The sequence below is a fragment of the Streptomyces sp. DG2A-72 genome, assembly GCF_030499575.1.
Classification (GTDB): Bacteria; Actinomycetota; Actinomycetes; order Streptomycetales; family Streptomycetaceae; genus Streptomyces.
This window is the reverse complement of the sequence record NZ_JASTLC010000001.1, coordinates 213,599-232,534: the sequence shown is the minus strand read 5'-3', so window position 1 is coordinate 232,534 and position 18,936 is coordinate 213,599. Positions and strand designations below refer to the sequence as shown.

Below are 18,936 nucleotides of genomic sequence, written 5' to 3'. Positions count from 1 at the left end.
CTCAATAGTGTAGGTCTGCTACAGCATAGTTTCAGAGGTTGGTACTGGGCTTCAGTTACCTGGTCGGGCAGCGTGTGGCGCATGCGTGATGCCCGCCGTACCGACCTGGTACTTCTCCTTGTTGCGATCGTCTGGGGTTCCAGCTACCTGTCGGCGAAGACGGCCACCGCCGCTCTGCCGGTCCTCGTGGTGCTGTTCGCCCGGTATGCCATCTCGGCAATCGCCTGCCTCGCTCTGGTCGCCTCACGTGGGACGTCCCGCCGCTGGACCCCCCACGAGCTCCGCGCGGGGGCGCTGCTGGGCGTCACGCAGGCGGCGGTCCTGGTGCTGGAGACCTACGGGGTGGCACACACCAGCGCCGCCAACGCGGGCCTGATCATCAGCCTGACCATCGTGCTGACACCGCTGCTGGACCGCACCGGTGGCCACGGCCGACTGCCTCTGACGTTCTTCGCGGCTGCCGGTCTGTGCGTCCTGGCCGTGGCGTTCCTTCTGTCCGACACCAGACTGCACACCGTGCGGATCGGGGATCTGCTGATGCTCGCCGCCGCAGCGGTGCGTGCCGGACACGTCGCGCTCGTCGGTCGGCTCTCCGTGGGCCGCACCCTGCGCCCGCTGCACCTGACGGCCGTCCAGACCCTCGTCGGCTCCGCACTCTTTCTGGCACCCGCCGCGGCCAACCTGGGAACGCTGGCGCACAGCGATGCCATGACCTGGGCTCAGCTCGTCTACCTGGCTCTGTTCTGCGGCCTCTTCGCCTTCCTGGCGCAGACATGGGCGGTGCAGCGGACGTCAGCCAGCCGGGCCAGCCTCCTGATGGGCACCGAACCAGTCTGGGCAGTCGCGATCGGAGTTGGTCTCGGCGACGAAAGGCTCACCGTCCTGGCCGCCCTCGGTGCAACGCTCATGATCGCCGGAACTTACTGGGGTCAGGCCATCGAGCGCGCCCACCGCACCCTCATTGCTGCCGACCCACCCCACGACGCCCACCACAGCGGCGCCGCGGCAGAGCCCGTCCATGCACAGGACGGACCGGTGGTCGCGCCTCCCGGACACAAGCTGACGAAGACGTGACCACGGTCCCCGCCCGCCAGACAAAGCCGCCGAGGAACACCCGACCGTGGTAACGTATCAGCTGTTACGCAACGACTGTTATGTATAAGGCGGGCGGATGCCGAGACAGGTGGACCACGAAGAGCGGCGGGAGGCGATCTCCCAAGCTGTATGGCAGGTCGTGTCGGACAGCGGACTGGAGGGCCTGACCCTGCGCGAGGTCGCCGCCGCGGCGGGCTGCACCACGGGGATGGTCACGCACTACTTCGCCGACAAGAAGGCGCTGCTGGCCCATGCCCGCACCGAGATGCACCGTCGGATGGCGGCGCGGATCGACACCCTTCCCGTCGGTGAGAACGCCCGCGACACGCTGTACGCCGTGGCCGAGCAGGCCCTACCCCTGGACGCCGAGCGGCATCTGGAGGCCGTCGTCTGGTCCCAGTTCCTCCTCAGCACCCGCCGTGATCCCGCACTGCTCGCCGAGCACAGCCGGAGCCATGCCTCCTGGATCAGCCGCCTGACCGCTCTGGTGCGGGCCGCCTGCCCGGACCGTCTGGAACCGGCCGACCTCCAAATGCGGGTGCGCGGCCTCGTCGTATGTCTGGACGGGCTCGCCCTGAACGCCGTGACCGACCCGGACGCCTATCCGCCCGACCTCCAGCGACGCGTCCTGGAAACCCAGCTCGACCTGATCCTCGAAGGGAACCAAAGCCTGTGACCTCGCCTGACCCGATCATCATCGCCGTAGCGGCCGACGACTCGAGGCTTCAGCAACTGGTACGCGACCTCGACGCCGACCTCGCGGCGCGTTACCCGGACGAGCCCTGCACCGGCGGCGCTCACATCAGCCCCGGGATCCGCTTCCTGCTCGCCGAAGTCGACGGCCGGCCGGTCGGCTGCTGCGCCGTGCAGCCCTTCCCGTTCCCGGACACCGCCGCCGAGCTGAAGCGCATGTACGTCACGCCAGAGGCGCGCGGGAGGGGCATAGCCGCTCGTCTCCTGGCCGTGGCCGAGCGCACCGCCACCGCTTTCGGCCACACCGAGATACGCCTCGAGACGGCCGTCCACCAGCCCGAGGCCATCGCGCTGTACACCCGTGCCGGCTACGCCCTCATCCCCAACTACCCGCCCTACCAGCACAAGACGCTCAGCCGCTGCTACGCCAAGCCGCTGCTGCTGCCCGAAGCGGGGCCGGAGGACCGGGAGGAGATCACGGCCTTCCTCGTGGGCCAGGGGCTCTCGCCCCAGGACGTCCTGGCTCCCGGCACTCGTTACTGGCTCACCAGGGATGCGGCCGGGACCGCCGCGACCGTGGGCCTGGAGCGGCAGGGTCACTGCGTGCTGCTGCGCAGCGTCGCGGTCCGCCCCGATCTTCGGGGGTGCGGAGCCGCGCGGCGGCTGGTGCAGCGCGTTCTCACGGAAGCGGCCGCACAGGGCGGGCATACGGCGTACTTGTTCTCCACGGTCGCCGGACCGGCGTGGGAACGGCTGGGCTTTCGGCCGGTGCCGGTCGCCGAGGCCGCCGAGGCCCTGTCCGATGCGCCACAGGTCCGTCAGTACCGGGCGACCGGAACTCTGACCGACGAAGCCGCATGGCGCCATGACCTCGTCGATGTCACAACAGGCAAGCTGCCGCCCATGAGTGCTGACCACTCCGCCGTCGATGCCCCGCACACCACTGCGGCCACCGGTAGATGAAAGAGGCCGCTTCCGGGCTTCCGCGCCCTCTCTGGTGGTTGTGGGCGAGCATTCTGATCGGCCGCCTCGGCTGCTTCGTCGCCCCTTTCCTGGTCCTGTATCTGACGGCGGAACGCGGCTACTCGGCGAGCTTCGCCGGACTGGTCGCGGCGCTCTTCGGCGCGGGCGGCGCGGTTGCCTCTGTGGTGGGCGGCATGCTGGCCGACCGAATGGGGCGGCGGACTACCCTGCTGGTCGCGCAGGTGACGGCGGCCGGGCTGACCGCAGCCTGGGTTTCGCGGACCGGCCTCTGCTGATCGCTGTACTCTCGTGCGCGGCCGGCGCGGCGAGCAGCGCCTTCGCAGCCTCGGCGGCAGAGGTCTCAGAAGCGGTGTTGGCGGCACCATGCACCGGTGGGACGGACGATGCTGCCCGGGCTTACTGACAGGCCGTCATGTTCAAGCTGGAAATCAGCTGTGTGCTGCATGCACTTTTCAGGCAAAGCATGAACATGCCAGTCATGCACCACGATCTTGTCCCGAGCGTTGCGGGTGTTTGTGGCACCGGCTCTTGTAGCCGGTCAGCACGTCGACCACTTGCGAAGGGACACGATGAGATCGGCGTAAGAACAGCCCTGATCGGCCTGGTTCTTGCACTCATGCCAGCGCAAGCGCCAGCCGCCGAGTGCCGAGCGTGAGGGGACCGCGACTCCGGAACTGACGCCGCAGTCTGCCGAGCCGATGTTCCGTGCGGCCGCCGCAGGTGACGACTGTGCCAAGCTCAAGGCGGATATCAAGGCTCGCAAGCTCGTGGCCGAGAACGGAAAGACAGCGGCAGCCTCCATAACGCCTGGTGAGTGAAAAGAGCAGTGTCACCGCCCGCCGCATGTCGGTGCTGGCCGACAGGACACCCGTGCCGATGCCGGACTACTACTACGACCTCGCCACCGGAGGCGGCACATGGTGGTACACCCGCACCGATGCCTGCGCCACCTCCGTCTGGACGCTCAACGTCCGCGACCTCAGGACCGGCCCGCTCACGAGGCAGCTGATGTACCTTCAGGCGGACCTGATCTACACCGGAGCTGACGCGCCGTACTGGTCGCACCAGGTGGTGATCGACAAGACCGGCGGATAGGCACAATCGGCGGCACCATCGTCAGTGGAGGCGGTACCTGCACGGGAGACTGCACTCTCGCCGCGGGGACAAAGAGTTGTCGCCAACTTGAAGTCCCAGGTCGAAGGGCTGGTGTGATCGGTGCTCAGGGTGCTCACGCTGGTCATGGGCGGCTGTCTGCGCAGTAGATCGTCCGTCAGCGGTTGATTGTCGGTTCTTCGGTGCTCGAAGCGGTGGCGGACATGAGCTTCCCGACCAGTGGCAGGCGTGACTCCGACGCCGTGGTGTCCGGCCACGGAGCCTCCGCGAAAACCCGTTGGCGGAACCACGGCGGCCACTGCTACGTTTCCGGAAGCCGTGCGAGAGAACGAGGAGGTGGTACCCGTGAACACAGTATCGACATGGGTGCTCCCCTCCGGGGTCACGGTCGGGCGATAGGTCGTCCGGGAGCGCCGTTCAATGGCATTCCTGAAAGGCACGACCATGCACTTCACTTCTGAACAACGCCTTGACGACGGCGTCCTCGAGCGCGAATTCACCCTCGGCGAGATCCCCGGCATCCTGTGGACACCCGCATCCGCACCGGCACCGCTGATCCTGCTCGGTCACCCTCCCCTGGGGCTGCGCAAGATGTACCCCCGACTGGTGGCCCGGGCCCGGCACTCCGCGGCGGAGGGCTTCGCCACGGCCACCATCGAGCTCCCCGGAAGCGGCGACCGGCCCCGTTGGCCCGCCGCCGAGCAGGCCCGCGCCGATCTGCGCCGGGCGATGGAGGCCGGCGAGCCGGTCAGCGACGAAATCATCGACGCACTCATCCTCCCGCTGGTCGAAAAGGCGGTCCCGGAATGGCAGGCCGCCCTGGATGCCCTCCTTTCGCTGCCCGAGATCGGCGGGCCGATCGGGTACTCGGGAGGCGTGATCTCCATCGGGATCCGGCTGGCGGTGGTCGAGCCGCGCATCTCGGCCGCCGGTCTGTTCGCCGGGAGTTTCGTGCCTCGCGCCGTGTTCGAGGAGGCCCGGCAGGTCACCATTCCGCTGCACGTCCTGCTGCAGTGGGACGACGAAGGGAACGACAGGCAGGCCGCCCTGGACCTGTTCGACGCCTTCGGATCCAAGGAGAAGACCCTGCACGCCAACATGGGCGGGCACACCGGTGTCCCGCAGTTCGCGGGGGACGACGCGGCCCAGTTCTTCACCCGATACCTGAAGTGACGCCGGACCGCAGGTCACCAGCAGACGGTAAGCGGTGTCGGCCATGATGCTGCCCATCTAGGGACAGGTCCCGGCCCTCCTCGGCTCTCTACACCACGGGCCCTTGCCAGACTCTGACGCTATCGTCGACTCTCGGCAGGGGCCCGCGCTGCCCAAAGCCATGAACTGCTCGATGTCTGCAGAGCTTCGAGTGCTGCCCAAACTCGTGTACAGGTGCTGTCGGCTCGTGAGCAAAGCCACTCGATCACACCCTTTTCCGGAAAACCCCATCAACGGGCTTCTACGATCTGCGCATGCTGGATCCCGAACTGCTGGAACGGATCACCGCGCGGCGCGTGGAATTGGACGAACTCGAAGAGCAACTGGCCAAGCAGTTGACGGAGACACGGGCCGAGCGGGATGAACTCGCCGTCGCTGAGCGAGTCCTTGAGCGGGTGAGCGAGCAGCTTGCCCAGGAGCGTGCTGAGACCGCGGCGGTGCCGGGGCATGTGGGTGGACAGGCGGTGATGGTGATCCCGCACCGCGCCGCGGGTGTGGAGGAGACTGCGCTCCCACCGGACTATCAGGGGTCTTCAAAGTTGAGCGGTGCGGAGGTGTCCGCGGGCTCGGCGTGTGGTGACGCAGTGAGCCTTTTCCAACCTCGTGCAGGTGAGCGGGTCGAGCCGCGCCGGATGGCGATGGCCTATGTGAAGGCACTGGTGGCGCCGGTCGAGCGTAAGAACGGGGGACAGATCGCCGAGCACGTTGGGCATCCGAGTCCGTACCGGGTCCAGTGGTTCCTGGCCCGCTCGATCTGGTGTGCGGATCAACTCCGTGACGCCTTGCGGTCGTTCGTCGGCCAGTACCGCCTGGGCGCAGCGCCTGCCCCATTCGGCAATCGCGGTCAGGGAGTTGTGCCCGGCGCTGGACATCGCGCCACACCCCCACCGTGAGTAGCGTGGCCAGCTGGTAACGAACACCGCACGGATTGCGTGGATCGGGCACCCGGGCGAAAGCCTCGATCAGACCCTGGAGTACAGCCACCCCTGGCGACGAGACGGGCAGGGGCACCGATCCGGTACGAGGGACGTGGGAGATAATGGAGAAACGAGCACGGCAACCTTGCAGATCATGAAGCGTCGAGAACTCCATGATCGCAAGGTGCCGTGCTCGCTCCGCGTCCTGGGCTGATCCGGCGTCACACGATCAAGCCGGGATGAGGAATTTACTGGTTGCGATGGGCGGATGCGGCCACATCTGCCTTGTGAATCGGCCCCGGCCGGTCGCCCCAGGCGCTCCAGCTACCAGTGCTCTTGTGATAAAAGCGGGAGCGATAGCCATCCCGGCCCCTGAGTTCCTTCAGCCCACTGTGGCTAACCTCATACAGTCCGCTGCCGTTGTACTGGGTTTTGTGATTCGCCCTGATCCCGACTCCGGAACCAACCCCAACCGTACTGTCGTCGGCGGACGACATTGCCGTCCAGTCCGTTCCCATTTGCGAGCGACTCGGAGTTTCGGGAAGCCTCCTGAGGAAGGTGCTGTCCGGATGCATCTGACTGCACTGCTTGTGCGCGATGGGGAACCTGGCCTTGCACAAGTTGATCTGTGTCTCGTTTGCCCCGTCGTGCGGAGTGCCGAGCGTGACAACGTCCTCTACATAGAGACGCGACGGAAAGCCGCTGGTGCCCTTGTTGACGTGGTACAGCGCGGAACGGATCACGAGGCCACCCATGGAATGGGCGACGACATCGACCTTCTTGCCCTGGCTGGTGTAGCTCCTGTAGATGCGGTTGGCGAGCGCCTTGGCCACCGTCGTGATGGACGTTGCACGGGTACCGTTGTACTTGTGGGTGCAGGCGTTCCCCTCGGAATAGTAGCCGAACGTTACCAGCTTTCTGCTGTTCCAGCCCTTGGCCTCGAAATGGCCAATAGCATCTCTCCAGTAACTTTCGCAGTTGGTGTTCGCCGCGCCGTCCGGATCGAATCCGTGAACAAAGATCACGGTGTTGCCTCTGCCGTCGGACCGACTTGGCGCGGCGCTTGCCGGGGCTGCCGCCACGAATGCAATCGCCATGGCGAGAAGCGTGCTGATGAACAGCGTGGCTGACTTTCGAGCTCGTTGCATGACCCTCCCCTTCACAAACTCAGGCTGAACTCGTAGAGATCGGTTCTCGGGATTGCTGTCGAACCTCGAATACATCCGATATTCATCCTCGGGCGTCCCGATTTCGAAGATTACGCGACAGGCTGGCAATGGGCATGTCACGCGAACGCGTGGCACGCGGTCGCTTGGATTGGGGGGTCTTCAAAGTTGAGCGGTGCGGAGGTGTCCGCGGGCTCGGCGTGTGGTGACGCAGTGTGTCCGTAGTCGTTGGTTGTCGGCATTGCGGAAGCCGAACGCGTTGCGAGCGACGAGCTTGATCACGCGGTTGATGCCTTCGCTTTTGGCGTTGCTGTGCCCGGTGTGGATGAACGCTTCGATCTCCGGCCACCAGCGGTCGACGGTGACGGCGAGCTGCCTCACCTCGGGGATGTCGGAGTCCGCGCACCAGCTGAGGAACTTCCAGCGAGCGTGGCCGACTTGATGGCGGTCGGCGCCAGTGCGGGCGCGCGCGAGGAGGTTGCGGAGGTTCTCCTTGGCGATCCACGCCGTCAACAGGGTCTGGCCGATCCTTCCCTCGCCCAGCAGTGCGTTCCACATCGTGGCGAACTGCTCGTCGGTGAGGTCCTCTCGGTTGCGCAGCAGGCGGCGTCTGGCTTTCCACTCCGGGTCACTGGCGCGTCCGCGCCGGCCGCGGGTCGCGGCGGTGGTGCGGCGCCTGACCGTGGACAGCATCTTGTTGGCGCGCTGGACGACGTGGAAGTGATCGACCACGACGGTGGCGTGCGGGAGACCGGTGCGGACGACGGCGCGGTAGGTGGCCGACATGTCGATGGCCACGTACTCGATGCCATTTCTCCAGGCCAGCGGGGTGGTGGCGAGCCAGGCGAGCACATCGGCGACGGTGCGTCCCTCGACCTGGCCGAGCAGGCCGCCGGCGCCGAGTGCGTCGACGAACCCCGTGTGCCACCGATCGCGCGTCAGCATCCATTTGCCCGTGGCGGGGTCCTGTTCCCAGCGCGGCCGTCCGTGCCGGGTCTCGTCGATGCCCAGCACCTTCACCTCGGGCAGCGGCGCCAGGGTGACCTCATGTGTGGCGGTGCGGAAGGCGTCCATCACGGTGGGCCAGGACAGGTGCAGGTCACGGGCGGCCTGGATGACGGTGGAGGCGGCGTCGCGTATCCGCCGCCCATCGGCACCGCGCAGCCGCATGGTGATCCGCGCGCCGGCCGGTAGCTGCGGGATCTGCTCGGTGAAGGACCGGCACGGGCAGCCGGGCTCCCGGCACCACCAGCGGCGTTTGTGCCAGCGGAACTCCAGCCCGCTCTCGCCGTACGGCAGATCGCGGGGCCGGGTCGTCGCGGAGCCCTTCACCCGGGTGGCGAACACCCGCACTCGGGACAGGCCCGTGCCCGCTCATCGGCGGTGATCAGGTGCACCCGGCGGGTGCCGTCCTCCAGCCGCTCCACCCGCGCGACGGCCAGGCCGTCCAGGTCGAGCAGCAACGTCGTATCGTTGTCCAAGCCCGTGGTTTCTGGGTGATCGTTCTGCGTCGAGAACAGAAATGATCACTCATGGCCACGGGCATCCTGCTACCAGGGCAACCTCCACCACCCGTGGTCTTCACGCAACGTGACAGCCAGTCAGTCCACTCGGGATGACACACCGCTCAAGTTCGAAGACCCACTATCAGCGGATCCTCGCGGCCGTGCGGCAGGCTGCCGGGCCGGTCATGGCCCGCCAGGTCGGCGAGATGGTGGGGGTGGATGTCAGCGTGCGGGCCAAGCTGGAGCCGCTGCGCGGAAAGCTGATCAGGATGGTCGACCGCGGCTGGCTGCGGAAACTGCCCGACGGCCGGTTCACTACCCGCCTGTGACCGAGGGCTCCGCCGCCCGCAGCGGCGGGATCGGGGCGTAACCGGGGTGTCCCCGGCGTCCGTTGGGCACTGTGTGAAGAGAACCGAAGAGCACGCCGAGGACACCTGCCAGCTTGTCTACCAGTGCCGCCTGTCGCTGTCCACGCGCACCGTCAACCACCTCGCCGACCTGCTGCGCCGCCACCTCAAGGCGATCCGGTCCAGGTGGCGGATCCTGCCACCAGGGAAGATCGCGGTGATCGTCCTAGCCGTGCTGCGCCACGATCAGCGCCTGGCCGAAATGGCCGGCGGCAACAACATCTCCGAGTCCACCGTCCGCCGCTGGCGCGACGAACTGATCTCCCTGCTCGCCGCGCAGGCCCCACGCCTGGACCGCGCACTGCAGAAGGGTGCCGTGCGGGGCGGGGAGGTCGTCCTGATCGACGGCACCTTCATTCCCACCCAGCGCCGCACGGGAAGGGCCAACCGTCGGAACTATTCCGGCAAACACCGCCGTCACGGCCTGCACTTCCTCGCTCTGACCGACGAAAACGGTCGTCTGATCTGGATATCCGCCGCCCGGCCCGGTAGCACCCACGACATCACCGCCGCCCGCCACGACCACGTCCTGGCCCACCTGCGCGCCGTCGGCCTCAGCGCCCTCGCCAACCTCGGCTTCCGCGGCCTGGACAACGACGTACTCGCCCCGTGATCATCACAGGCTTCGCCGCCGCCCGCGCCCGCAAACTCACCCCCGGCCAGAAGGACGCCAACCGCGTCCTCGCCGTCGGACGCGCACCGGTCGAGCACAGCTTCGCCCACCTCAAGAACTGGCGGACCCTCGCCAAGCTCCGCACCGACCCCACCCACGCCACCCACCTCCTGCGCGCCCTGCTCGTCCTGACCAACCTCGAGATCAACCGCTGACGGACGATCTACTGCGAAGACAGCCGCCCATGACCAGCGTGAGCACCCTGAGCAACGATCACACCAGCCCTTTGACCTGTGACTTCAAGTTGGCGGAGGCCCAAAGACTTCCCCAGCCAAACGGTCACCGATACGGGCCTGACCTACGGCGACATCCTGCCGAAGACAACGGTCAGCGCTGCCGGCGACATTTCGATGTGCGCTGCGACAACGACACCCCGGGCACGTCCGCAGTCGGATGCGTCATTCCGAATTACGCGTCGGCCGACGTGGTCAGCCTCACTGGCCCAACCCGAGCTACGCACGCCACATCCGGGATGCCCAGGCGTCCAGGCTTCCCGGCGCCTATCCGGACGGCCGGCCGCTCCAGCGGCTGACCAGCGCGACGTTGCGCGAATTGCCCGACTGGCTACAGCTGCGACGAATACCCCTTCCGCTCCACCTGGCAGGGAGCCTAAACAGGCACACGGCTGCAACTCAGCCCCTACCCGGGTCGTACCTTCAACTGGTGCCAGATCAGCGGGCTCCCCACTGGCGGCACGGGCCCGAACGGCTGGAGTGCCTGCATGATCCCGGCCGGGCAGAACAGCTGCGCCGGCAGCCTCCTGAACCGCTTCTACATCGACAACCGGGTCATCGAGAAGGACCCGCTCCACGTCTGGATCGTTGGCTGGGGAAGCGCCCCTACCATGCCTGGTATGAGTGAACCCGTCGCACTCGGGTCCGGATGGGTGCGGGTCGAGTACCACGCCTTCCACCTTGCAGATGCAGGACAGTACGACCCGCCTCCGTTCCGCCCGTACAACGGGTTGATCTTCTCCAGGCCGGGCCTGGCGGTCGTGCTGGTGGGAGCCAACAGCGGTGTGGTCAGGATGACCGCTGAGGTGTACGAGCATCCCGTGGTTTGCCTGGATACCGAGGGGTGGGACGAGGTGGTGGACCACAGCGTCGGATCCCTCTCCGGGCACATGCGGGTTGCCCCGCTGATGGACGACCCCCCGGACCTGCCGCTGCTGACCCGGTTCGGCCCTGGCCACTATCGTGTACGCGTCCATGCCCGCGGGCGTGACCGTGCCCACGACGCCCATGTCTCGGAGCCGCTTGAGGACTACCTCCTCCAGATCTGGCCCAGGCAGCACGAACCGGATCTCGTACACAAGCAGAGTGATCAATGCGGGGAAACACGCCGCAGGGACGCGTTGAACCAGCCGCAGGAAACACCTCCACCTCCACCTGAGGACGACTGGAAACGCAAGGCCAGAGCCAGACTGCACCGCCACAACAACTGATCATGCGGGGATGGGGTCCTCACGGCCCCATCCCCGCATGCCCCTCTCCCGCTGACAAAGCCCTGCATGCTCACGTCTCCGAAGCCCCGGCGGGGGAGCCTCGGTATCGGCGTTGCCGGCTCCAGCGCAACGGGCGACGCTTCCCGGATAGTTCCAGGCGACGCCGCCCGCCAGTTGGCCCCAGCCCCGGCGAACTCCTCTCCAGCCCACTCACTCCGCTCAACCGTGGACAGGCCGAGGCCCTCGCGATCGACTCGTCCCGCCGCAGGACCCCGTCGGACGTGTCTATAGGTGATGAGACAGGTGGCGAGGCCGAGGAAGGCCTCGTGGATGTCGTCGCGTCGCTCCCATCGGATACGCAGGCGGCGGAAGCCGTGCAGCCAGGCGATCGTTCTTTCGACGGCATACCGGAAGATGCCCAGGCCGGAACCGTGGGGCTGGCCGCGTTCGGCGATGACCGGGCGGATGCCGCGCTGCCACAGCAGGCGCCGGTACTTGTCGTGGTCGTAGCCGCGGTCGGCGAGCAGCGCGTCGGGCCGGTGTCTGGGTCGGCCGACGGCCCCTGCGACGGCGGGGATCTTGTCGAGCAGGGGCAGGAGTTGGGTGACGTCGTTGCGGTTGCCGCCAGTCAGCGACACCGCGAGCGGGATGCCCTGGGCGTCGGTGAGGACGTGGTGCTTGCTGCCCGGTCGCGCACGGTCGACCGGGCTGGGACCGCTTTTGGGCCCCTGTGGGCCGCCCGGACATGGGAGGAGTCGATCACCGCCCGGGACCAGTCCAGCTTCTTCGCCGACCGCAGTCGCTTGAGCAGCACGACATGCGGTTGGTCCCACACGCCGGCCTCGTTCCACGCGGCCAAGCGCCGCCAGCAGGTCATGCCCGAGCCAAAGCCCAGCTCCTGGTGCAGGTACTCCCACTGGATGCCGGTGTGCAGCACGAACAGGATGCCGCACAGGGCCTGGCGGTCCGGCACCCTCGGCCGTCCTTCGACCAGCTTCGGACCCGGCTTGGGTAGCAACGGCTCGATCAGCGCCCACAGTTCATCCGACACATCCCACGGTCGCGACTGATGTTTCCGCACGGCCAGACCAACGAGCGGACAAACCAACAGTCACATGATCAACCACTTCTGTTAGGGCCTCTAAGTTGCCCGCCGGGCCGGCGGGCACACTACGCACATGCAGATCCCCGCCGAAGCTGTTGCCGCCACCGCGCTGATCGAGGTCATAAGGATCTCCGCCCTCCCGACCAAGCGGGGCGTCCCATACCCCGGCACGACGGTCGCCCACTGGGCCGGTAGCGAGGCCGCCGACGCCCTGACCTTGATCGAGAGCCTGCCCGGCAGCGAACAGCACCGCTGCGGCTTCTCGCCAGGATGGAGCGTCCGAGCATACGAGGACTCTCTCGACCTGGTGCTGTTTGAGGCGGCGTTCTGCTTCAGGTGTCACGAGGTCCGCATGCACGGAACGGCCGTGCCGCCCACGCTGGCCACGCAGTTCTTCGACGCGGACACCCCGCCGGGCCAGACACTCCTGGCCCTCTTCCGCTCGACGACCCCCTAGCTGGCTGACCGCATGAGCGGGCTTGTGCAGCCCTTAGCCGTTCAACTTCTCGAGCATCACCGCAGTTCAGAGGCTTCCGAACTCAGCGCTCCAGTTGGCCAAACGGGCCAACTGCCGGTAGCCGGGTCACGTTGCCGTGACCGGCTACCCGACCACAACAGCGATCGATGGCCACTGGCAAAGTTGCTTGGCCGGCCAACACCTTCCGATCAGTTGAGGTGCGCCCGCCACCCAGGCAGTGCGATTCCGGCTGCGTTGGGGGTCCAGGGCCATCTGCTCGATGAAGCGCAGTTCGTAGTCGTGCTCCCCCGCCCAGACCAGTGGGCCGGGGCAGCCGTCGGCCAGCCCTGGAAGCAGAGCCGGTCGAGACCCCGGATCAGCTGGTCGATGAAGGCGAGCTGATCACGGTGAAGGTCGCCGAGGTCGACCTCCAGCGTCACCTCCGCGGCCAAGCGGTTGCATCCGGGCACCTGGACGCCTACCTCGCCTACATGCTCATCACCCTGGTCGCCGTCCTCGCCCTCGTGACGGCCCTGGCATGACACCGGTACGCCCAGTACGAGAGGAGAGCGCCGCGATGCCCGCATCCCCGTTCCACAGGATCCTCGTCGGCTGGGACGCCTCGCCCGCCGCCTGTCACGCTCTGGCCACCGCCCTGACCATCGCCGACGGCAACGGCGTCATCATCGCCCGTGCCGTCCCAGCACACCGAAACCGGCGACGAACAACACAGACGGTGCCAAAGTCCGCCTTGAATGGGGCGAGAACACCGAGATCCCCGACGATCTCCACGCCTCCGCCCGCCACCACGGCTGCGACCTCATCGTCATCGGCCGCCACGGCGAGGACAGCCACCTGCGCACCACCGGCCTCGGCCCGGTCGCCCTCGCCGCTGCGGAGCGCACCCGTCTCCCGGTGCTCCTGGTCAGCCCGCCCACGGCCGGGGATGGCGACTGAGCGTTCCCGGCCCGCCCATTGGCGCCGCACTACTGACCGAATACGGCATCGGCGTACTCCGCGGCCTCTACTGCTGCCACCCGCTGGTGAGGATCCCGCTCGATGGCGGAGCCACCGCATTGAGGAGGGGTGCCGCGTCCCCGGGCATCTCTGCCCGATCCCGGAGCAGCCGGGTGCCCAGCAGGATCATCCGCAGGGCGCGTTCGGTCGCGTCGGTGAGGAACTCGCCGCCACGGCCCAGTGCCTCCGACAGCGAAACGGGGGCGGGCAGGATCGCGCTGTATGCGTCCACACCCGTCGCCCCGACTTCGTGGGCGCCCTCCCCGATGGTGCCGGCCAGAGCGAGCACCGGCCGTCCGAACCGTTTGGCGCGCCGGGCCACTTCGGAGGGGACCTTGCCGCGTGGGGTCTGGTGGTCGAGGGCGCCCTCGGCGGTGATGACGAGGTCGGTGCGGGCCAATCGAGTGTCGAGGTCGAGGTGGTCGAGGAGGACATCGAAACGGGGCAGGAGGCGGGCGCCGAGCGCGGCGAGCCCGGCGCCGAGCCCGCCGGAGGCGCCGGTTCCGGGACCGTGGCAGAGGTCCGTGCCCACATCAAGGTCCCGGGTGAGGACGTCCGCCCAGTGCTCCAGGGCAGCCGCCAGCTCTTCGACCTGGGCAGGGGTCGCGCCCTTCTGAGGGCCGAAGACGCGGGCGACGCCGCGCTCGCCGCACAGCACGTTGCACGGGTTGCAGGCGACCCGCAGATCGACCACCTTCAGGCGCGGGTCCAGGCCGCTCGGGTCGATGCGGCGCAGGCGGATCAACTCCCGCCCACCGGGCGGGAGTTCCCAGCCGTCCGCGTCCAGCAGACGGGCGCCGAGCGCCTGGAGTGCTCCGGCACCCCCGTCGGACGTACCGGAGTCGCCGCAGCCCACCAGGATGCGCCGCGCCCCAGCGTCGAGCGCGGCACGAATCAGCTCGCCGACTCCATACGTCGTGGTGGTGCCCGGATCGCGCATCCTGCGCGGCACCAGCGACAACCCGGCGACGGCCGCCATCTCGACCACGGCCGTGCCGTCGGGCAGCCGCGCGAAGTGGGTGCCGACCGGCTCGCCGACCGGGCCCGTGGCGGGCAGCGCGACGAGCCGGCCGCCGGCCTGGGCGGCCAGGGCCGCCGCCGTGCCCTCGCCGCCGTCCACCAGCGGGATCAGATCGATGTCGGCGTAGGGGACGACACGGCGTACGCCGGTGGCGATGGCCTCTGCCGCCTCTCGTGCGGACAGGGACTCCTTGAAGCCGCTGGGAGCGACAGCGATACGGGACAGCATCATCGAGGGCTCCTTCAGGACTTCAGGACGGGTACGCCGAGCAGTGGCCACACGGCGAGGGCGAAGAGCAGGACCAGCGCGGCGGTGAGCGGCGCCAGGACGGCGGACAGCCGCAGCAGGTCGCGCGGGGTGTAGGTGGGGAGGCCGGGTATGTCGGCGAAGAGCGCGACCGGTTTCGCGGAGGCGGGAAGCGTGTGGCAGAAGCCCGCTGCCGCGGTCGACGCCAGCGCGGCGGCCACGGGGTTGACCCCGGCTACGGCGGCGGCCGCCACGACCAGCGGGACGAGGACGGACGAGCGCGCCGAACGGGACTGCAGGACGAGATGAGCCACCGTACTGATCACGACCACGACCGTCAGGAAGACGGCCGGGGTGACTCCCTTGGGGAGCCCGGAGACCAGCCACTTCGCGGCGCCCGACTCGGCGAGCGCAACGCCCATCGCCATCGTCGCGGCCATGAACAGCAGCAGTGGCCACGGTACGGTCTTCAGCGCTTCCTTCAGACGCACGGTGCCCAGGGCCGGTGAGGAGGCGACGACCGCGCCGATCAACGCGACGACGGCGGGCGACACCCGGTGCAGCGGCTCGCTGCACCACAGCACGACGACCGTGCCGAGCAGCAGCGCGCACCGCGTCTCGGCGGACGACCAAGGACCGGTCACCGGCTGGTCGCTGTGCTCCTGGATCTGCTCGGCGGTGATCCGTACCGGTCCCTTCCGGTCCGTGCGCCCGGTCGTCGTCAACAGCACCACCTCGGCGGCCAGGTGGGAGGACACCACAGCCAGCGGCAGCCCCAGCAGCAGCCACTGGGTGAAGCCGATCCGCTCGCCGGTCGCCTCCCACAGCACCGACGCGGTGATCAGATGCGCACCCGCGCCGATCAGGGTCGCCACCGCCGACAGCAGGATCACGGTCGGGAACAGCAGCGCCAGCATCACGACCAGCCGCCTCCGATCGGCGAGCGCCTTGGCGAGGGCCAGGAACACCGGCAGAGCGAGCGCGGCCCGGCCCGAGGTGGCCGGCACCGCGAACGCCGTGACCACCAGCGCCGCCGTGGTCAGATGCACCAGCTGCCGCACGGTGCGCGCCCCGCCGACCAGAAACGCCGCCGCCCGCCCCGCGAGCCCGGTCCGGGCCACTGCGGCCGCCAGGACGAAGGCGCAGATCAGCAGCCATACTGTCTGGTCGCCGAGCGTCCCGAAGAGTGTCTCGCTGCTGATCACCCCGGTCGCCGTCAGCGCGAGTCCGGCGCCCAGCGCGATGTACGTGTCGTCGATCGGCGTGCCGATCCAGGCACAGGTCGCCAGGGCGAACACGGCGAGAGTGAGGCGCGCTTCCCCGCTCAGGCCGGGGAAGTTGCCGGGCACCGCGAGCAGCGCGCACAGGGACAGCGCCACGCACAGGGCCGCGGTCAGGCGAAGATTCAGGGTCACGCTATTGAGGGTTCACTCGGGTGGTGAGCCTTCGATGAGCCGTACATGAAGGAAACTTCACGCGGCCGCTCGTCATGTCGGCAGCCGGTAACCCATCCCGCGTACCGTCTCCACCTGCTCCGGCCCCAGTTTCTTGCGCAGCGTCCGCACGTAGACGTCCACGATGTTGGACCCGGGGTCGAAGTCGTAGCCCCACACGTGCGACAGGATCTGCTCCCGGGACAGCACCTGCCCCGGATGCCGCAGGAACAGCTCCAGGAGCACGAACTCACGAGCCGTCAGGTCCACCGTCCGCTCCCCGGCCCGCGCCCTGCGAGTGCGCAGGTCCAGGCTCAGCGAGCCGGACCGCAGCACCGTCACCTCCGGCGCCCGGGCCGCCGTACGCAACCGCAGCCGCACCCGAGCGAGAAGTTCCTCGAAGCGGAACGGCTTGGTCATCCAGTCGTCGGCGCCGCCTTCCAGACCAGCCACTGTGTCCCGTACGGAGTCCCGCGCGGTCAGCACGATCACCGGGACGGTGACCCGGGCCTCGCGCAGTTCCCGCAGCACCGTGAAACCGTCCCGGCCCGGCAGCCCGATGTCCAACACCACCAGGTCGAAGCCGCCGGTCAGGGCGTACTCATAGGCCGCGTCGCCGTCGGCCACGACGGTCGTGGTGAAGCCGTTGGCGCGCAGGCCCTTCTCCACGAAGGAGGCGATGCGCTCTTCGTCCTCGACGATGAGAATCCGGTTCACGTGCGCTCCTCTTCCAGTACGAGGACGAAGGTGGCGCCGCCGCCCTCGGTGTCTTCCAGCCGTACGTGTCCGTGGTGGCCCTCGGCGATGGCCTTGACGATCGCGAGGCCGAGCCCGGCCCCCGAGCCGCGGGCGCCGCGCCGGGCGGTCCCGCGCCGGAACCGCTCGAAGATCACGTCGGCGTCCTCGGGCTGCACGCCCGGCCCGGAATCGGCGACGTACAGCTCGATGTGCGAGCCGACGGCGCGGGAGCCTATGCGGATCGACTGCCCGGCGGTCGTGTGCTGCACGGCGTTCTGCGCGAGCTGCACCATCGCCTGCGTGACGCGCTGCGGATCGAGCCGCACCTCGCGGTCGGCGACCTCGGCGAGCTCCCAGCGGCGCTCGCCCAGCGTGCGCGCCTTGACGAAGACGTCGGCGGTGAGCTCGGCGAGCTGCACCGGCTCGGGGGTGACGAAGTCGGGGCGCTCGGCCTTGGCGAGCAGCAGCAGGTCCTCCACGATCCGGCTCATCCGGTCCAGTTCGTCCGTGACCAGGCGCACGGTCTCCGCACGCTCCGCCGGGTCGTCACCCATCAGCTCCAGATGGCCGCGCACGATGGTGATCGGCGTGCGCAACTCGTGGCCCGCGTCGTCGACGAACTCACGCTGGGCCGCGAAGGCGCGCTCCAGACGGTCCAGCATCGCGTTGAACGTCTCGGCGAGGGCGGCGATGTCGTCGTTGCCGCGCACCGGGATGCGCCGGGTGAGGTCGTGCTCGGTGAGATCCGCGGCGGTGGTGCGCACGAGACGGACGGGTTTGAGGATGCGTCCGGCGACCACCCAGCCGATGCCGGTGGTCATCAGCAGTGCGACCCCGGAGATGACGAGAAGGACGCGGAACACCTCATTGGCGCGGGCCTTTTCGCGCCCCGGGTGGACGGCGACGACGAAGGCCGCCTCCGGAGCACTGCCGGAGCGGGCGACGGCGACCTTGGCCCAGCGGATCTCGCCGACGGCGCGGTCCTGAGTGCCGGTGGAGTCCGGGGACGCGAAGATCTCCCGGAGCGCCGAGTCGTCCTGGTGCAGGGGCAGTTTCACCGGAACCTCGCGGTCCTGGACGAGCGTCGCGGGATCCGTGCCCGGGCGTCTCATGAGCCCCATCAGTTCCTCATCGGGATCGGGGTACTGACCCGCCAGGTAGGTCCGCAGCAGCCGCCCCGGATCGGTGAACGGCCGCCCGGTCTCGGGGTCCGCGCTCCGCTCCTCGAAGTTGCTGAACTCGTTCGCCTCCTGGGAGAGCTCCACACTGACCCGGGCGTCGACCTCCCGCAGCAGGATCGAGCGTGTGGTCGTGGCCACCGAGGCGAGCGCGACCGCCATGACGAACAGCAGCCAGAGCAGGATGCGGACCCGGGCCGAGACCCGTCTGCGTACAGCAGCGGGCTCAGCCGTCGTCACGAGGTCCGTCGTCTGCGTCTCCCGTATCACGGTCGTCGTCATCACCGGAGGCATCGTTGTGCACCGGTGGCCGTGACACCACCTCGTCGCTCGGCGTCGGCTTCGTGGGCGTCGCCGAGGGCGATCCACTGTCCAGCTCCACCTTGCGCGGCACCTCTGCCGAACTCGGGCTGTCCGTCAGGACATAGCTGGTCGTGGCGATACCGAGAGGAATCGCCACGACCGCGGCCAGGACGGCGATGCGCTTCGAGAAGACCATGAGGCGATCTTGCGGGCCATACCGCACGGGCAC

General features: G+C 68.4%; 23 protein-coding genes and 2 pseudogenes. 14 read left to right on the top strand and 11 right to left on the bottom strand.

The genetic code is table 11. The annotated features are described in order from the left end of the window. Nucleotides 1–81: 81 nt before the first annotated feature. The 7 genes from QQY66_RS01255 (at nt 82) to QQY66_RS01225 (ending at nt 5,990) form a co-directional block, all read left to right on the top strand. On the top strand, nt 82–1,074 hold the full coding sequence (locus QQY66_RS01255) for a DMT family transporter (RefSeq protein WP_301977148.1): 993 nt from the start codon (nt 82–84) through the stop codon (nt 1,072–1,074). A gap of 97 nt (nt 1,075–1,171) precedes the next feature. Then, nucleotides 1,172–1,771, top strand: a complete 600-nt coding sequence (locus tag QQY66_RS01250) for a TetR/AcrR family transcriptional regulator (protein WP_301977147.1) — start codon at nt 1,172–1,174, stop codon at nt 1,769–1,771. Next, nucleotides 1,768–2,751, top strand: coding sequence for a GNAT family N-acetyltransferase (locus tag QQY66_RS01245; protein WP_301977146.1), 984 nt, complete (start codon nt 1,768–1,770; stop codon nt 2,749–2,751). The genes QQY66_RS01250 and QQY66_RS01245 overlap by 4 nt, the downstream gene beginning before the upstream one ends. A gap of 38 nt (nt 2,752–2,789) precedes the next feature. Next, the gene (locus tag QQY66_RS01240) at nt 2,790–3,047 is read left to right on the top strand and encodes an MFS transporter (RefSeq protein WP_301977145.1); all 258 of its coding nucleotides are present in this window, start codon (nt 2,790–2,792) and stop codon (nt 3,045–3,047) included. Nucleotides 3,048–3,582: 535 nt separating this feature from the next. Next, nucleotides 3,583–3,867 carry a hypothetical protein gene (locus tag QQY66_RS01235; protein ID WP_301977144.1) on the top strand — a complete coding sequence of 95 codons (285 nt, stop codon included), beginning with the start codon at nt 3,583–3,585 and terminating at the stop codon, nt 3,865–3,867. A 462-nt stretch (nt 3,868–4,329) separates the two neighbouring features. Next, nucleotides 4,330–5,058, top strand: a complete 729-nt coding sequence (locus QQY66_RS01230) for an alpha/beta hydrolase (RefSeq protein ID WP_301987098.1) — start codon at nt 4,330–4,332, stop codon at nt 5,056–5,058. Between the two features lie 293 nt (nt 5,059–5,351). Next, entirely contained in the window at nt 5,352–5,990 is a 639-nt protein-coding gene (locus tag QQY66_RS01225) for a hypothetical protein (protein WP_301977143.1), read from the top strand. 272 nt (nt 5,991–6,262) lie between these two features. On the opposite strand, the gene QQY66_RS01220 is transcribed toward QQY66_RS01225, so the two are convergent. From QQY66_RS01220 to QQY66_RS01210, 3 genes are all read right to left on the bottom strand, one after another. Continuing rightward, complete coding sequence (locus QQY66_RS01220; RefSeq protein ID WP_301977142.1) at nt 6,263–7,111, bottom strand: alpha/beta hydrolase; 849 nt, start codon at nt 7,109–7,111, stop codon at nt 6,263–6,265. Between the two features lie 231 nt (nt 7,112–7,342). After that, nucleotides 7,343–8,527: an ISL3 family transposase gene (locus tag QQY66_RS01215; protein ID WP_301977141.1), complete on the bottom strand. Its 1,185-nt coding sequence runs from the start codon at nt 8,525–8,527 to the stop codon at nt 7,343–7,345. Beyond that, on the bottom strand, nt 8,509–8,661 hold the full coding sequence (locus QQY66_RS01210; protein ID WP_301977140.1) for a hypothetical protein: 153 nt from the start codon (nt 8,659–8,661) through the stop codon (nt 8,509–8,511). The genes QQY66_RS01215 and QQY66_RS01210 overlap by 19 nt, the downstream gene beginning before the upstream one ends. Nucleotides 8,662–8,795: 134 nt before the next feature. Between QQY66_RS01210 and QQY66_RS01205 the strand changes: the two genes are divergently transcribed. The 4 genes from QQY66_RS01205 (at nt 8,796) to QQY66_RS01190 (ending at nt 11,209) form a co-directional block, all read left to right on the top strand. Further along, complete coding sequence (locus QQY66_RS01205; RefSeq protein WP_301977139.1) at nt 8,796–9,014, top strand: hypothetical protein; 219 nt, start codon at nt 8,796–8,798, stop codon at nt 9,012–9,014. Between the two features lie 73 nt (nt 9,015–9,087). Further along, complete coding sequence (locus QQY66_RS01200; RefSeq protein WP_301977138.1) at nt 9,088–9,705, top strand: transposase family protein; 618 nt, start codon at nt 9,088–9,090, stop codon at nt 9,703–9,705. After that, the gene (locus QQY66_RS01195; RefSeq protein ID WP_301977137.1) at nt 9,702–9,920 is read left to right on the top strand and encodes a transposase family protein; all 219 of its coding nucleotides are present in this window, start codon (nt 9,702–9,704) and stop codon (nt 9,918–9,920) included. The genes QQY66_RS01200 and QQY66_RS01195 overlap by 4 nt, the downstream gene beginning before the upstream one ends. Before the next feature lie 566 nt (nt 9,921–10,486). Next, entirely contained in the window at nt 10,487–11,209 is a 723-nt protein-coding gene (locus QQY66_RS01190) for a hypothetical protein (protein ID WP_301977136.1), read from the top strand. Nucleotides 11,210–11,505: 296 nt separating this feature from the next. Here QQY66_RS01190 and QQY66_RS01185 read toward each other — a convergent pair. Then, nucleotides 11,506–12,290: pseudogene (locus tag QQY66_RS01185) on the bottom strand (IS5 family transposase); the annotation flags it as partial. Between the two features lie 97 nt (nt 12,291–12,387). On the opposite strand from QQY66_RS01185, the gene QQY66_RS01180 reads away from it, so the two are divergent. Continuing rightward, nucleotides 12,388–12,771, top strand: coding sequence for a hypothetical protein (locus tag QQY66_RS01180; protein ID WP_301977135.1), 384 nt, complete (start codon nt 12,388–12,390; stop codon nt 12,769–12,771). Between the two features lie 255 nt (nt 12,772–13,026). Here QQY66_RS01180 and QQY66_RS01175 read toward each other — a convergent pair. Beyond that, a pseudogene (locus QQY66_RS01175) lies at nt 13,027–13,128 on the bottom strand (GTP 3',8-cyclase MoaA); the annotation flags it as partial. On the opposite strand from QQY66_RS01175, the gene QQY66_RS01170 reads away from it, so the two are divergent. After that, nucleotides 13,092–13,313: a hypothetical protein gene (locus QQY66_RS01170; RefSeq protein ID WP_301977134.1), complete on the top strand. Its 222-nt coding sequence runs from the start codon at nt 13,092–13,094 to the stop codon at nt 13,311–13,313. The pseudogene QQY66_RS01175 and the gene QQY66_RS01170 sit on opposite strands and share 37 nt — an antisense overlap. Nucleotides 13,314–13,407: 94 nt before the next feature. Here the strand turns inward: QQY66_RS01170 and QQY66_RS01165 are convergent, their stop codons facing one another. Next, nucleotides 13,408–13,626, bottom strand: a complete 219-nt coding sequence (locus QQY66_RS01165) for a hypothetical protein (protein WP_301977133.1) — start codon at nt 13,624–13,626, stop codon at nt 13,408–13,410. Between QQY66_RS01165 and QQY66_RS50180 the strand changes: the two genes are divergently transcribed. Further along, nucleotides 13,546–13,728 carry a universal stress protein gene (locus QQY66_RS50180; RefSeq protein WP_367667071.1) on the top strand — a complete coding sequence of 61 codons (183 nt, stop codon included), beginning with the start codon at nt 13,546–13,548 and terminating at the stop codon, nt 13,726–13,728. The two genes, QQY66_RS01165 and QQY66_RS50180, sit on opposite strands and share 81 nt — an antisense overlap. Nucleotides 13,729–13,795: 67 nt before the next feature. Here the strand turns inward: QQY66_RS50180 and QQY66_RS01160 are convergent, their stop codons facing one another. From QQY66_RS01160 to QQY66_RS01140, 5 genes are all read right to left on the bottom strand, one after another. Continuing rightward, nucleotides 13,796–15,037, bottom strand: a complete 1,242-nt coding sequence (locus QQY66_RS01160) for a glycerate kinase (RefSeq protein ID WP_301987097.1) — start codon at nt 15,035–15,037, stop codon at nt 13,796–13,798. Between the two features lie 14 nt (nt 15,038–15,051). Further along, nucleotides 15,052–16,470: an SLC13 family permease gene (locus QQY66_RS01155; RefSeq protein WP_301977132.1), complete on the bottom strand. Its 1,419-nt coding sequence runs from the start codon at nt 16,468–16,470 to the stop codon at nt 15,052–15,054. Between the two features lie 72 nt (nt 16,471–16,542). After that, a complete protein-coding gene (locus tag QQY66_RS01150; protein WP_301977131.1) occupies nt 16,543–17,205 on the bottom strand; it encodes a response regulator transcription factor in 663 nt (220 codons plus the stop codon). Then, the gene (locus tag QQY66_RS01145; protein ID WP_301977130.1) at nt 17,202–18,686 is read right to left on the bottom strand and encodes an ATP-binding protein; all 1,485 of its coding nucleotides are present in this window, start codon (nt 18,684–18,686) and stop codon (nt 17,202–17,204) included. The genes QQY66_RS01150 and QQY66_RS01145 overlap by 4 nt, the downstream gene beginning before the upstream one ends. Continuing rightward, the gene (locus tag QQY66_RS01140; RefSeq protein ID WP_301977129.1) at nt 18,631–18,903 is read right to left on the bottom strand and encodes a small secreted hydrophilic protein; all 273 of its coding nucleotides are present in this window, start codon (nt 18,901–18,903) and stop codon (nt 18,631–18,633) included. Before QQY66_RS01140 ends, QQY66_RS01145 begins: the two co-directional genes overlap by 56 nt. Nucleotides 18,904–18,936 lie beyond the last annotated feature (33 nt).